Annotated in this window: 12 protein-coding genes; 9 read left to right on the forward strand and 3 right to left on the reverse strand. The window is 53.8% G+C overall.

The window, feature by feature from the left end:
- Positions 1–169 precede the first annotated feature (169 nt).
- The 4 genes from ACZ25G_RS01480 (at position 170) to ACZ25G_RS01495 (ending at position 3,397) form a co-directional block, all read left to right on the forward strand.
- Positions 170–793: an ECF transporter S component gene (locus ACZ25G_RS01480; protein WP_191482885.1), complete on the forward strand. Its 624-nt coding sequence runs from the start codon at positions 170–172 to the stop codon at positions 791–793.
- Between the two features lie 361 nt (positions 794–1,154).
- Positions 1,155–2,168: a 3-deoxy-7-phosphoheptulonate synthase gene (gene aroF / locus ACZ25G_RS01485; protein WP_463681296.1), complete on the forward strand. Its 1,014-nt coding sequence runs from the start codon at positions 1,155–1,157 to the stop codon at positions 2,166–2,168.
- Positions 2,169–2,272: 104 nt separating this feature from the next.
- Positions 2,273–2,587, forward strand: a complete 315-nt coding sequence (trxA, locus tag ACZ25G_RS01490) for a thioredoxin (RefSeq protein WP_463681297.1) — start codon at positions 2,273–2,275, stop codon at positions 2,585–2,587.
- Positions 2,588–2,713: 126 nt separating this feature from the next.
- Positions 2,714–3,397 carry a Crp/Fnr family transcriptional regulator gene (locus tag ACZ25G_RS01495; RefSeq protein ID WP_463681298.1) on the forward strand — a complete coding sequence of 228 codons (684 nt, stop codon included), beginning with the start codon at positions 2,714–2,716 and terminating at the stop codon, positions 3,395–3,397.
- A 44-nt stretch (positions 3,398–3,441) separates the two neighbouring features.
- Here the strand turns inward: ACZ25G_RS01495 and ACZ25G_RS01500 are convergent, their stop codons facing one another.
- The 3 genes from ACZ25G_RS01500 to ACZ25G_RS01510 all read right to left on the reverse strand — a co-directional run bounded on the left by ACZ25G_RS01500 (position 3,442) and on the right by ACZ25G_RS01510 (position 7,343).
- Positions 3,442–4,101: a redox-sensing transcriptional repressor Rex gene (locus tag ACZ25G_RS01500; RefSeq protein WP_191482882.1), complete on the reverse strand. Its 660-nt coding sequence runs from the start codon at positions 4,099–4,101 to the stop codon at positions 3,442–3,444.
- Positions 4,102–4,115: 14 nt separating this feature from the next.
- The gene (locus ACZ25G_RS01505) at positions 4,116–5,276 is read right to left on the reverse strand and encodes an isocitrate/isopropylmalate family dehydrogenase (RefSeq protein WP_191482881.1); all 1,161 of its coding nucleotides are present in this window, start codon (positions 5,274–5,276) and stop codon (positions 4,116–4,118) included.
- Positions 5,277–5,414: 138 nt separating this feature from the next.
- The gene (locus ACZ25G_RS01510) at positions 5,415–7,343 is read right to left on the reverse strand and encodes an aconitate hydratase (protein WP_191482904.1); all 1,929 of its coding nucleotides are present in this window, start codon (positions 7,341–7,343) and stop codon (positions 5,415–5,417) included.
- 473 nt (positions 7,344–7,816) lie between these two features.
- Here ACZ25G_RS01510 and ACZ25G_RS01515 point away from each other — a divergent pair, with 473 nt between their 5' ends.
- The 5 genes from ACZ25G_RS01515 (at position 7,817) to ACZ25G_RS01535 (ending at position 14,339) form a co-directional block, all read left to right on the forward strand.
- Entirely contained in the window at positions 7,817–8,530 is a 714-nt protein-coding gene (locus ACZ25G_RS01515; RefSeq protein ID WP_463681319.1) for a ClpP family protease, read from the forward strand.
- A complete protein-coding gene (locus ACZ25G_RS01520; RefSeq protein WP_342681077.1) occupies positions 8,527–8,760 on the forward strand; it encodes a YlzJ-like family protein in 234 nt (77 codons plus the stop codon). The genes ACZ25G_RS01515 and ACZ25G_RS01520 overlap by 4 nt, the downstream gene beginning before the upstream one ends.
- 26 nt (positions 8,761–8,786) lie before the next feature.
- Positions 8,787–9,668: an undecaprenyl-diphosphate phosphatase gene (locus tag ACZ25G_RS01525; RefSeq protein ID WP_463681299.1), complete on the forward strand. Its 882-nt coding sequence runs from the start codon at positions 8,787–8,789 to the stop codon at positions 9,666–9,668.
- A 97-nt stretch (positions 9,669–9,765) separates the two neighbouring features.
- Positions 9,766–12,330 (forward strand): FtsK/SpoIIIE family DNA translocase, encoded by a 2,565-nt coding sequence (locus ACZ25G_RS01530; protein ID WP_463681300.1) that lies wholly within the window; start codon positions 9,766–9,768, stop codon positions 12,328–12,330.
- A gap of 77 nt (positions 12,331–12,407) precedes the next feature.
- Entirely contained in the window at positions 12,408–14,339 is a 1,932-nt protein-coding gene (locus ACZ25G_RS01535; protein WP_463681301.1) for a YgiQ family radical SAM protein, read from the forward strand.

The following is a 14,339-nucleotide window of genomic DNA, read 5'->3' on the forward strand; positions in this document are numbered from 1 at the left end:
AGCCATCGTGCCCTATTGCCGGGCGAAGATCACCCTGGACGAGCATCTGGCTCTGGATGGATTATACCACATTTACTGTAAAAACGCCCCCCATTCTGTCAGGGACTGAGTTCCCCAAACATAGCGCCGTATCCGTGACAAGGCGGAGCGGCAGCAAGGAGGAATGGCGATGCAAGCCAATGAAAGAACGAGAAAAATGGTGCAGCTTTCCCTGCTTATAGCGCTGGAAGTGGTGCTGGCGCTGACCCCCTTAGGCTTTGTTCCCTTGGGCTTTACCAGGGCAACCACCATGCACATCCCGGTAATTATCGGGGCAATTTTAATGGGTCCCATGCAGGGCGGTATTTTAGGCGGTGTCTTCGGACTGTGCAGCCTGCTCACCAACACCTTTTCCCCAACACCTACATCCTTTGTCTTCACCCCGTTTTTTAGCCTCGGAGACATGAACGGCAATTTCTGGAGCCTGGTCATTTGTTTTGTGCCCCGCATCCTTATCGGCGTGGTGGCGGGATACCTTTACCGTGCCATTGCGGGAAAGGGAAAGCACCAGCTGGTGGGAACGGCAGTCAGCGCCGCTGTGGCGTCCCTCATCAACACAGGTCTGGTTATGGGAGGTATCTATGTGTTTTTCGGCCAAAGCTACGCCGCGGCCAAGGAGATCCCCTTTGACACACTGTTTAGCGTGATTATGGGTGTAGTGGGTATCAACGGTGTGCCGGAGGCTATCATCGCCGTCATCATTGTCACAGCCATCATTAAACCCCTACGTAAGGCGTTTGGCGGGGCAAAATAACACGGCTTTCTAGTCCCATTATAAAAAGGATGGGACAAAATAACAAGTGAATTCAATAATTTGAAGCTGGAACTTGACAAACGCTTTAAAGTGGTATACTATAAAAGCAAATAAAAGAGGAGGAACATCCATGAGACAGACCCTTTGCAGCGCAAGCGCATATACCTATTGGTATTACCTGAGCTATTTTTATGGCGCGGGTTTGTTGTGCTGCGAAGATAACCAGTTCCTCCTCAAACAGAGGTAATATCGGGACACCCGATAAAAAAGCCGGTACTTTCGCAGAGAGTACCGGCCTTTTGTTATTTTTCCAGAGTTAGAAATAACTACAGCCCAAGATACGGCAGAAAGGACATTTGTTATGATTATCATCCTCAAAGAAAAGGCGGCCCCTCAAAAAGTACAGCAGCTCATCCAGGATATGGAGGCCCAGGGCCTGAGTATCCACCAATCTCAGGGCGTGAACACCACCTTGCTTGGCATTGTCGGAGATACCAGCAAGGTGGATATCGAGAAAATTCAGGCCCTGGATGTGGTAGCCCAGGTCAAACGCATCCAGGAGCCCTACAAAAGCGCCAACCGGAAATTCCACCCCCAGGATACTGTCATTGACATCCGGGGAAAGAAAATTGGCGGAGGACATTTTCAGGTGGCGGCAGGCCCCTGTTCGGTGGAAAGCAGGGAACAGCTAATGACCATCGCCGACCAGGTCAAAGACGCGGGCGCTGGAATCCTCCGGGGCGGCGCCTTCAAACCACGCACCTCTCCCTATGCCTTTCAGGGGCTTGGCGGCCAGGGAATCGAGCTGCTCAAGGAGGCGAGGGAACGCACAGGGATGCCCATTGTCACCGAGATCATGAACATTGGCCATCTTCCTTTGTTTGAGGATGTAGATGTGATTCAGGTGGGAGCTCGGAATATGCAGAACTTTGAGCTGCTCAAAGAGCTGGGACATATTGATAAGCCCATCCTTCTCAAACGGGGTTTGGCGAACACCCTGGAGGAGCTGCTCATGAGCGCTGAATACATCATGTCCGGCGGCAATGAAAAGGTAATCCTCTGCGAGCGTGGCATCCGTACCTTTGAAACTTCCACCCGCAACACCCTGGATATTTCCGCCATTCCCATGCTCAAGAAAAAAACCCATCTCCCGGTGGTGGTGGATCCCAGCCATGCCTCCGGTATTGTCTGGATGGTGGAGCCCCTTTCTATGGCGGCTATTGCGGCGGGAGCTGATGGCCTTATCATCGAGGTCCACAACTGTCCGGAAAAGGCCCTTTCTGATGGGGCCCAATCCCTGCGCCCTGAGCAGTTTAGCCAAATCATGGACAAAATCAAAAAGACGGCGGTTTTCTTCGGGAAAACTATGGAATAAAGAAAATGTGATCAAGTTACAGAATAAAATACTGCCGTTGTATATAATAAGGCCATAAGAACAACAGCACCCCATATACAAATAAAATAAGGAGGCTTTTTATAATGGCAGTACATACTTTAACCAAAGAAAATTTTGAAAGAGAGGCAGTAAGCGCCCCTGAAACCGTGCTCATCGACTTCTGGGCTCCCTGGTGCGGTCCTTGCCGCATGGTTTCCCCCATTGTAGATGAGGTGGCCGAAGAAGTAGAAGGCAGGGTCAAGGTGGCCAAGGTAAATGTGGATGAACAGCCGGAGCTTGCACAGCGCTTTCAGGTTATGAGCATCCCCACCCTGGTGGTGATGAAAAAGGGAAAGGTCGTATCCACCTCTGTGGGTGTGAAAAGCAAAAATGCAATTCTGGATATGGTTTCGGAATAGACGTTGACAGTTTCCCGGTGAAATCATACAATAGAAGAAAAGCGGTGAAAAGATAACCGCCAAAACAAAAGCTCTGCACCCATTCGGGTGCAGAGCTTCCATTGTTTCACAGCGGAGGTGGCGCAGGTGATAACCGAAGAAAAAGATTCCCTATTTATGGAGGAAGCCCTGCCCTTTTGGAAAAAACTGACCCGGCAGCAACAGGATACCCTTTTGCGGGAAACCCGGCCCCAGCACTTTCATAAGGGGGACCGCCTCCATGCGGGGAATGCAGACTGTTCCGGCGTCTATCTGCTCCAGAGCGGGCAGGTGCGCACCTTTATCATCTCAGAAACCGGCCGGGAAATCACCCTGTTTCGTTTGTTTCAGCGGGATATCTGTGTTTTCTCAGCTTCCTGCATGATGCCCAATATCAATTTTGAGGTCTATATTGACGCCGAGCGGGATACGGATGCGCTGCTTATCCCTACCGGGATTTATCGGACATTATCGGAAGCCTCCCCAGTGGTGAAGGAGTACACGGCACAGCTTGTGGCCAGCCGGTTTTCCGACGTCATGTGGATTCTGGAGCAAGCTTTATTTTCCAGCTTTGACAAGCGGCTGGCGGCTTTTTTGCTGGAGCAGTCCAACATCGAGGAAAGTGAGCTTCTGCACATTACCCATGAAGAGATCGCCCGGCATCTAGGTTCCGCCCGGGAGGTGGTCACCCGGATGCTCAAGGTGTTTCAGAGCGAAGAGATAGTAAAGCTTTCCCGGGGCGGTATTCAGATCCTTTCCCGCCGCCGACTGGAAGAGTTGGCAAATAGATAGTTTCATTTAATAAAAAGAACAGCCGCCACTGGCGGCTGTTCTTTTTATTTCGTTTCTTTTTTATCCTGATCCAATACCTCGTTCACCCGATAACATAGGGTCATAAGGCTGTCGCCCAAATGGACATTTTCTACAACGATATTGTCGTAATCCAGGGCGAGATCATAGTGGGAGAAATTCCAGAAACCGCGGATTCCCAGCTCCACCAGGTTATCAGCAATCTCCTGGGCGGAATTTTTGGGAATACAGAGCATAGCGACCTTAGGGTGCCGCTGTCGGCAGAAATCCGGAAGAGTATCGGCATGAGAAACCCGGATACCCCGGATGGTCTGGCCAATAATCCCCGGGCTTACGTCGAAGATACCGATGAGGTTGAAGCCTCGGGTATCAAAAGACATATGGGAGGCGATAGCCCGCCCCAAGTTACCAGCGCCCAGCAGAATGATGTCCAGACCTCTGTCAATTCCCAGGATAGAGCCGATTTCCTTATGCAGCGCCTCCACATTGTAGCCATAGCCCTGCTGGCCAAATCCGCCGAAACAGTTAAGATCCTGACGAATCTGGGAAGCGGTGACCCCCATCTTCTGGGAGAGCTCCCTGGAAGAGATGCGGTGGACGCCATTTTTGAGAAGATCACCTAGAAAGCGGTAATACCGGGGCAGCCTGCGGATGACAGACAGCGAGACATTTTCATGCTTAGCCATGGTTGCGCCGCCTTTTAAAGTTTCTGGGTGGTTTCCATGACATAGTCGCCGAATTCTTTACAGGTGGCGCCGTTGTCACGGCCGGTAATCACATATTTCTTTTCTTCATACATGCAGATATCCAGAGCTTTCTCCAGCTTGTCAGCCTCTTTCTGATAGCCGATGTGGGAGAGAAGCATAACAGCGGCCCGGAGCATGGAGCAGGGATCGGCGTATTTGTCACGGCCCTCTGCGACCATCCGGGGAGCGGAGCCGTGGATGGCCTCAAACATGGCGTAGTGGTTGCCCAGGTTTGCGCTGCCGGCAGTGCCGACGCCGCCCTGGAACTCCGCCGCCTCGTCGGTGATGATATCGCCGTAGAGGTTGGGGAGGATGAACACCTTAAAGTCTCTCCGACGCTTTTCATCGATGAGCTTGGCGGTGGTGATGTCGATATACCAGTCGTCAGTGACGATATCAGGATACTCCTTGCCGATCTCTTGGCAAATCTTCAGGAATTTGCCGTCGGTAGTCTTGACCACGTTGGCCTTGGTGATGATGGAAACTTTGCCCTTGTTGTTATTTCGAGCGTATTCATAGGCAAGTCTGGCAATGCGCTCGGTGCCCTGGGTGGTGGTGACAGTGAAGTCAAAAGCCAGGTCATCGTCTACATTGAGGCCGCAGGAACCCAGAGTGTAAGCACCCTCGGTGTTTTCACGGAAGAAGGTCCAGTCGATCCCCTTGTCCGGCACCTTGACAGGGCGGACGTTGGCGAACAGATCCAGTTCTTTTCTCATGGCTACGTTGGCGCTTTCAATGTTGGGCCAGGGATCGCCGGCTCTGGGCGTGGTGGTCGGGCCCTTGAGGATGACGTCGCATTTTTTTAGCTCCGCCAGCACGTCGTCGGGGATAGCTTTGTTGGCCTTGACCCGGTTTTCAATGGTCAGGCCGTCAATGACCTTAAATTCAATCCGCCCTTTTTTGACCTCATTCTGGAGCAGGTACTCCAGAACCCGATGTGCCTCGTTTGTGATGACAGGTCCGATGCCATCGCCGCCGCAGACGCCGATGACAATTTTGTCGAGCTTGGTGTAATCTACGGCGCCGGTGTCCGCCTTCATCCGGGCCACACGGGCCAGCTGGTTTTCAATGAGGGCTTTGTATTTTTCCAAGGCCGCTTCAATTTTCTTATCCATGTGATTCCCTGCTTTCTATTTCCAAATTTGCGGCGGCATTCTGCTGCCGCCTGATCGCGCTGCCGCGCGTATATGGCTTTTTATATGTGCAGCTATGACACAAACAAAACGGGATTGGTGTCACCTTGTTTTCAAGGATTATTTCACAGACTCTTTGGTGTAATTGAGCAGTCCGCCTGCCAAGAGAATATCTTTCTGACGGCCGGAAAGCTCACAAACAAGCTCGACCTCCTGGCCGCCCATCTTGGCGATCACGGGTTTATCATTCACGATGCAGTCCCGGATACCAGTGAGTTCCACCTTATCCCCAAGGCTTACTTTATCGTAATCAGCCTCATTTTTGAAGGTCAGAGGCAGGATGCCTGCATTGATGAGATTGGCCCGGTGGATACGGGCAAAGCTCTTGGCGATGACGGCTTTGATTCCCAGATAGAGAGGAACGAGAGCGGCGTGCTCACGGGAAGAACCCTGGCCATAGTTCTGACCACCGACAATGATGCCCTTCCCAGCCTTTCTGGCGCGCTCGGGGAATTGCTCGTCGCAGACGGCGAAGCAGAAGTTGGACAGATAGGGGATGTTGGAACGGTAGGGCAGGATTTTGGCTCCTGCCGGCATAATGTGGTCGGTAGTGATATTGTCCCCCACCTTGAGAAGCACATCGGCGCAGATATCCGCAGCGATGGGTTCAGCGTTGGGGAATTCCTTAATGTTGGGGCCGCGAAGGATCTTCACGTCCTTGGCTTCTTCAGGAGAAGCAGGAGGCTCCACCATGTTATCGTTGATGAGAAAGTGCTCCGGCAGATCGATTTTGATCTCCTCTCCAAAGGTGCGGGGATCGGTGAGAACGCCGGTGAGGGCAGAAGCAGCGGCCACCTCCGGGCTGACCAGATAGACCTGGGCATCCTTGGTGCCGGAACGGCCCTCAAAGTTGCGGTTAAAGGTCCGCAGGGAAACACCGCCAGAATTGGGGGATTGTCCCATGCCGATGCAGGGGCCACAGGCGCTTTCCAAAATACGGGCGCCAGCAGCGATCATATCCGCCAGAGCGCCGTTTTGGGCGATCATGTTAAAGACCTGTTTGGAGCCCGGCGCGATGGCCAGGGATACATCGGGATGGACGGTTTTGCCTTTGAGCATAGCAGCCACCCGCATGAGATCCAGATAAGAAGAGTTGGTGCAGGAGCCGATGCAGACCTGATCCACCTTGATGGGCCCGATTTCATCGATGGTTTTGACATTGTCGGGGCTGTGGGGACATGCGGCCATGGGCACCAGATCGGACAGGTTGATGTCGATGACCTCATCATACTGGGCATCCTCATCGGCGAAGACAGGAACCCATTGCTCCTCCCGGCCCTGTGCCTTTAGGAAGGATTTGGTGACCTCGTCGGAGGGGAAGACAGAGGTGGTAGCACCCAGCTCTGCGCCCATGTTGGTGATGGTGGCGCGCTCGGGAACGGTCAGGGTTTTGACCCCTTCGCCGCCGTATTCGATGATTTTGGAGACGCCGCCTTTGACGGACATACGGCGCAGTACCTCCAAGATGACGTCTTTGGCCGCAACAAAGGGCTGCAGCTTTCCGGTCAGATTGACCCGGACCATCTTGGGCATGGTGATGTAGTAGGCGCCGCCGCCCATAGCCACTGCTACGTCTAGACCTCCCGCGCCAAAGGCCAGCATGCCGATGCCGCCGCCGGTGGGGGTGTGGCTGTCAGAGCCGATCAAGGTCTTGCCAGGGATGCCGAAGCGCTCCAGATGGACCTGGTGGCAGATACCGTTACCCGGCCGGGAGAAGTAGATGCCGTGTTTTTTGGCGATGGAGCCGATAAAGCGGTGGTCGTCCGCATTTTCAAAGCCGGACTGAAGGGTGTTGTGATCGATGTAAGCCACAGACCGTTCGGTTTTGACCCGTTCTACCCCCATGGCCTCAAATTCCAGATAAGCCATGGTGCCGGTGGCGTCCTGTGTCAGCGTCTGATCGATGCGAAGGCCGATTTCTTCGCCCACCTTCATCTGTCCGTCGACCAGATGGTTTTTTATAATTTTTTGAGCGATGGTGTAACCCATACTGACCGCTCCTTTCCAGAGAATAAACTCAACAGTGATACACTTCATTTTATAATATATCCTATACATTGTCAATGTTTTAACATGTTAAAGTACTGTGAATTTGGCATAAAATCAGGGGAAAACGGGGGTTCATAGAAAATAGGCGGTAATTTTGCCACAAAGAAAAATAGATTCGGAAAAATGAAAAAGAATATTAAGAAGACGCAAATTGACATATAGATAAAAGGTAGTCTATAATGAAAACATATCAGCAAATTTTGCGGAGGAAAGGCACCGGCTTCTCTTTTATAAAAGATGGGATAATCTGCCCGCTGCAGCCAATACTAGCAAGGTAAGACTGTAAAAGCGGAGGTGGAAGAATGCCACAGGAAGAAATATTTAAAGAGGAAGAGAAGAAAGCAGAGAGCAGCGGTGCCGACAGCGAGGATGGGGAGGAACAGCAGGACGAACAGGAGAGCCAGGACGATAAGATGTCGGCCCAGCAGTCCCAGATCATTGAGACCAGTTCGGTGACCCCGGTGGGCGGCAAACATGTCATCCACTGTCTCACCGTGGTAGGGCAGATCGAGGGGCACTATATCCTGCCGCCTCAGAATAAAACCACCAAATACGAGCATGTAATTCCTCAGCTGGTGGCCATTGAACAGGATCCCCAGATCGAGGGGCTCATGATCATCCTCAACACCGTTGGCGGCGATGTGGAGGCGGGCCTTGCCATTGCGGAACTCATCGCCGGGATGAAAAAGCCCACCGTTTCCCTGGTGCTGGGAGGGGGACATTCTATCGGCGTACCTTTGGCCTGCAGCGCCAAACAGTCCTTTATTGCGCCTTCTGCTACCATGACAGTTCATCCGGTGCGGATGAGCGGGCTGGTGCTGGGTGTGCCTCAGACCCTCTCTTATTTTGACAAGATGCAGGAGCGGATTGTAAGCTTTGTCACCGACAATTCCCACATCTCTCCAGAACGTTTTCGGGAGCTGATGATGAACACAGGGGAGCTTGTCATGGATGTTGGCACCGTCCTCGACGGTGAGACCGCTGTGGAAGAAGGGCTTATCGACCATCTGGGAGGCCTTTCCGACGCAATCTCCTGCCTGTATGAGTTGATTGAGTCCCAGGAAGAAGAAAATTCCGCGGGAGAAAAGTCGTCTTCTCAGGAAAACAAGGGAGGCGGTCAAGCATGATCCTTCATACGACCCAGCCTGCGGAACTGATTTTTCCCACCGAAATGAGCGCTTATTGCTGCACTGCCGCCCGGGTAGAGGGCCATTTGGTCCTGGGGGTGCTCCAGGGCAGGAGTATGACCATCTCCCGTTTGGTTTCTACCGATCCGGCCGCTTATTTAAATCCCAGATTCGCGCCGGGACAGCAGGTGCTCATTGATAACATTGATCCCCAACACACGGCTCTTTGAGGGCCGCTACATAGGAGGTAACAGCTTTGTCCATTCTTAACGCCATCTTTCAGGCCATTGTCCAGGGCCTGACCGAGTTTTTGCCGGTGTCCAGTTCGGGGCACCTGTCCCTGGTTCAGCATTTTACCGGTGTGAGCGGGGAATCTGGCCTGTTTTTCTCCATCATGCTTCACCTTGGCACCCTCATTGCCGTTTTTATCGCCTTTTGGCCTACCATCAAGCGGTTGATTGTGGAGTTTTTCCTCATGCTGGGGGATATCTTCCGGGGCCGGTTTAAGCTGAAGGAGCTCAACCCTTACCGGAGAATGATTCTTCTGCTCATCGTCTCCCTGATTCCGTTGATTCCGGCCTATCTGCTTCTCAACGACTTCTATGCGGGCCTTGCGGCGGATAACAGCATCTTGGCGGAGGGCATCTGCTTTTTGATTACAGCGGCCCTTCTCTTCCTTGCAGACCGGCGGATGGATGGCCGTAAAACTGCGAAAAACATGCGCTATGCCGATGCGGTAGCTATCGGTATCGCACAGGCCATTGCGCCGCTGCCCGGCGTCTCCCGGTCCGGCTCCACCATTTCCACGGGGCTGATGTGCGGGCTGAAAAAAGAATATGCGGTCAAGTTTTCCTTTATCATGGGCATCCCTGCTGTACTGGCCGCCAATTTGGTAGAGCTGGGCGACGCGGTGAAGGAGGGAACCCAAGGCATTGGGATCGGCCCCTTAATCATTGGCGTGGTTGTCTCCGCTGTGGTGGGCTTTCTGGCCATCAAGATGGTCCAGTGGCTGCTGAAAGAGAATAAGTTTAAGATTTTTGCTTATTATACCCTGATTCTAGGGGCCATAGTAATTATTGTGGCTCTCATCGAAATGGCGTTGGGACAGAATATCGCCGCCTTTTTTGGCTGGATTTAATTGATTGACGTGATAGAAAAAGACACACAGCGCCGCCGGAGCATCCTGCGGCGCTATGGTTGTCTTTATGAAGTCCATAAAGGAAAGGGATTCACACATGCCTGCAAGTTCAACTGGAAAAAGAAAAACCCAGAGCCGTTCCTCTGCTACTGGGAAGAAAAAGCCGCCTGCCAAGCGGATGACTGCGGCACAAAAGCGGGCCAAGATGGAGCAGGAGCGCCGGGCCCGGCAACAGATTGGCGCCATCATCCTGTTTGCCCTGGGTCTGCTGTTTATATGCCTGTCATTTATCGAGGGACAGAACGTTTGGAATTGGATACATAACGGGATGTTCGGCCTCTTTGGCTGGTGCGCTTGGCTCATCGGCCCTATTTGCATTGTCATTGCCATTGTGGTGACCATGGATAAAAAGGACATGCTTCTCAGCCATAAGGTGTGGCAGGCAGGGGTGCTTCTCCTGCTCATCTGCGCCGCTACCCAGGTCTTTGGGGACAATGTGGTCCAAGGAGAAAGCTTGTGGGATAAGCTGGGCTTTCTGTTTGAGCAGGGCAAGACCCTGTCCGGCGGAGGGCTTGTCTCCGCCCTATTCGCCCTGCCCTTGACCTCCCTTTTGGGCAGTGTAGGCGCGGGTATTGTCATTGTACTGCTCATCTTTGTCTTTCTCATGGTGTTGACCGGGTTTACCCTGTTTGATCTGTTTAAGACAGCGGCAAAGCCGGTGAAGAAGATGGAGCAAGCCTATATTGAAAAGGCCCAGGAAAAGGAGGAGCGGGCAGCGCAAGGCTCCTTTAACATCGACGTACCTTTAGATAAGGAGTCCAAATATATGCCGGCCCATCCGGTGGAAGCGCCTAAAGGCACTGGAGCTGCCGCCATGACGGTGGAAGAGGAACAGGCCTGGGCAGAGGCGGAGCTGCTCAAACGTCAGGCGCAGGAAAGTGGCAGAAAACGCCGGGAAAACGAAAAAGCCCGGGAGGAAGCGGCCAAAAAGCCGATGGAGATGGTGGAAGAGCTGCCTCCCATCAAGGCGCCGGACCCGGTGGAGCTTTTAGACGCGCCGGAGGAGCGGCAGCCGGAATCCCAGGAGCCTTCGATCCCGCCCTTTGAGGTGGAGGATACGCCGGTGGAGGTGAAGAAGGAGGGGGCAAAGGACGATGGCTTCCAGTTCGACCTAGGCGGGGCTGTAACAGAAGCGGTTGCCCCTGTTCACCCCAAGCCTCCCATCACCCTGCTCAAGGAGCCGGGACCTGCCCGGGTTGGGGATGAAAATGAGCAGCAAAACGGGGAAATCCTCATCGAGACCCTGAAAAGCTTCGGTGTCCGGGCCAGTATTATCGATATAGCCAGGGGCCCGGCGGTGACCCGTTATGAATTGCAGCCCGCCCCCGGGGTCAAGATCAGCAAGATTACCAACCTGGCCGACGATATTGCACTGAACCTGGCCGCCGCCGGGGTGCGCATTGAGGCCCCCATCCCCGGAAAGCCTGCGGTGGGCATCGAGGTGCCCAACAAGCATGTGGGGATTGTGGGCATTCGGGAAATTATTGATTCCCCAGAGTTTGAAAACAGCAAAAGTAAGCTGACGGTTGCGTTGGGCAAGGATGTTTCCGGCAATATTGCCGTAGCAGATATAGGAAAGATGCCTCATATGCTCATCGCCGGCGCCACCGGTTCCGGTAAATCGGTGTGTATTAACTCCATTATTATCAGCTTGCTCTATAAGGCGACCCCGGACGAGGTCAAACTTTTGATGGTGGACCCCAAGGTGGTAGAATTGGGCGTCTATAATGGCATCCCCAATCTGCTGGTTCCGGTGGTCACCGATCCCCGGAAAGCCGCCGGCGCCCTTAACTGGGCGGTCAATGAGATGCTAAACCGGTACAAGCTTTTTGCCGACAACGGTGTCCGGGATCTCAAGGGATTTAATAAGCTGGCAAATTCCAAGGAAGAAGAGGACTTTAAACCCCTGCCGGAAATTGTCATCATTATCGACGAGCTGGCAGACCTGATGATGGCCGCTCCCAACGAGGTGGAGGACGCGATCTGCCGTCTGGCCCAGATGGCCCGGGCGGCGGGAATGCATCTGGTCATCGCCACCCAGCGGCCTTCGGTAGACGTTATCACCGGCGTCATCAAGGCCAACATCCCCAGCCGAATTGCCTTTGCCGTCTCCTCCCAGGTGGATTCCCGCACCATTCTGGATATGGGCGGCGCGGAAAAGCTTTTGGGCCGGGGCGATATGCTGTTTTATCCTGTGGGTATGTCCAAGCCCCTTCGTGTCCAGGGCTGTTATGTCTCGGACAGCGAGGTGGAACGGGTGGTGGCCTTTGTCAAGGAGGCCCAGGACGCCGACTATGACGAGAATGTCATGGAGGAAATCGAAAAGCAGGCAGTGGCGGAAAAGAACAGCGGCGGCGATGGAGGCGGCTTCTCTGAGGAGGACGAGATGCTTCCCAAAGCCATCGAATGTGTGATCGAGGCCGGACAGGCCTCCACCTCCCTGCTGCAGAGAAGGCTGAAGCTGGGCTATGCCCGGGCGGCCCGGCTCATCGATGAGATGGAGCAGCGGGGTGTGGTGGGCCCCTTTGAGGGCAGCAAGCCCCGGCAGGTTTTGATGACACGGCAGCAGTGGATTGAAATGAACCTGCAGCGGGATGAGTAAATGGAACATGGACGAAAACAATAGCAGAGCGGCGGAGCGACTTCGCCGCTCTTTGCGACCAGGAATAGGAGCGTTTTATGGCTGAATTTCTACCCATTTTCAAACGGGATATGGCGGCCCGTGGCTGGGATGAACTGGACTTTATCTGCGTCACCGGCGACGCCTATGTCGACCACCCCAGTTTTGGCATCGCCATCATCTCCCGGCTTTTGGAGAGCCTGGGGTACAAGGTAGGGGTCATTCCACAGCCGAGTTGGAAAAACCTCACCGACATTACCCGTTTAGGCCGCCCTCGGTACGGATTTTTTGTCACTTCGGGGAATATTGACTCTATGGTGGCCCATTACACTGCCGCCAAGAGAAAGCGCAGCGACGATCAGTACACCGCCGGCGGCAAAGCGGGACGCCGTCCTGATCGGGCGGTTATCGTCTATACAAAGCTCATCAAAGAGGCTTATCCGGATGTCCCTGTCATCCTGGGCGGACTAGAGGCGTCGCTGCGCCGGTTTGCCCACTATGACTATTGGGATGATGAGGTCCGCCCCTCTATTCTGGTGGATTCCGGTGCCGATCTGCTCTCCTTTGGCATGGGTGAGCATCAGACGGAGGAAATCGCCCGGAGGCTTTCCGCCGGGGAGGATGTTTCCTCCCTTCGGGATATCCGAGGCACCTGCTATCTTTGCCGCCAGTTTGAACTGCCTACCGATGCGGTCTCCTGCGCTTCTTTTGACAAGGTGCGGGCGGATAAGCAAACCTATGCCAGAGCCTGCAAGATCCAGATCGACGAGCAGGACCATGTAACAGGACGGGCTGTCATCCAAAAGGATGGGGAGTTTTACCTGGTGCAGAACCCGCCCAGTCTGCCCCTAACCACACCGGAGCTGGACCGGGTTTACGCCATGGATTTCTGCCGTACCTATCACCCGGAGTATGAGAAATTAGGCGGTGTTCCCGGCATCAAAGAGGTGGAGTTTTCCATTGCGCACAACCGGGGCTGCTTCGGCGCCTGTAATTTCTGCTCCATCGCCTTTCATCAAGGAAGGTATATTACCACCCGCAGTGAGGAATCGGTATTGCGGGAGGCGAAGCTTTTGACCCAGCTTCCCGGATTTAAAGGATATATCCACGATATTGGCGGCCCTACCGCCAACTTCCACCATCCCTCCTGCAAAAAACAGGAGAAGGCAGGGCTTTGCAAGGGCAAAAAATGCCTGGCGCCACAACCATGTCCTGCCCTGCAGGTGGATCATACCGAGTACCTGGAGCTATTGCGGAAGGTCCGGACGCTGCCCAAGGTCAAAAAGGTGTTCATCCGCTCCGGTATCCGGTATGACTATGTCATCCGGGATAAAGACGACCGCTTTTTGGAGGAACTGGTGGAGCACCATGTCTCCGGCCAGCTCAAAGTGGCTCCGGAGCATTGCAGCGCCCGGGTGCTGGACATGATGGGCAAGCCTCATATCTCCGCCTACGAGGAGTTTCAAAAAAAGTTTTACCGCGCAACCAAGAGGGCGGGGAAGGAACAGTATCTGGTGCCCTATCTCATGTCCTCCCACCCTGGTTCCACCCTGAAAGACGCGGTTCAGCTGGCCCTCTTTCTCAAGAAAAACAACATCCATCCCGAGCAGGTGCAGGATTTTTATCCCACGCCCGGTACCGTCTCCACATGCATGTTCTATACCGGATTGGACCCCAACACCATGAAGCCGGTGTATGTCCCCCGTACGCCGGAAGAAAAGATGATGCAGCGTGTACTGTTGCAATACTTTAAGCCGCAAAACCGCCATCTTGTCATCAAAGCCTTAAAAGCCGCCGGCCGGGAGGATCTCATTGGAAAAGGGCCGGGCTGCCTGGTCAGCGCCCCCTATGATCCCAATGCCAAGTATAAGGCGCAGGCCGCCCAGAAGACGACGGCCAAAGGGAAAAATGGCAGAGGACGGCAGGGCAATACTTCCCAAAGAGGGAACCAACGGAGAGAAAAGAACCGGCAGAAGAGGGGGAGAGGATAG

The organism is Zongyangia sp. (assembly GCF_965361945.1).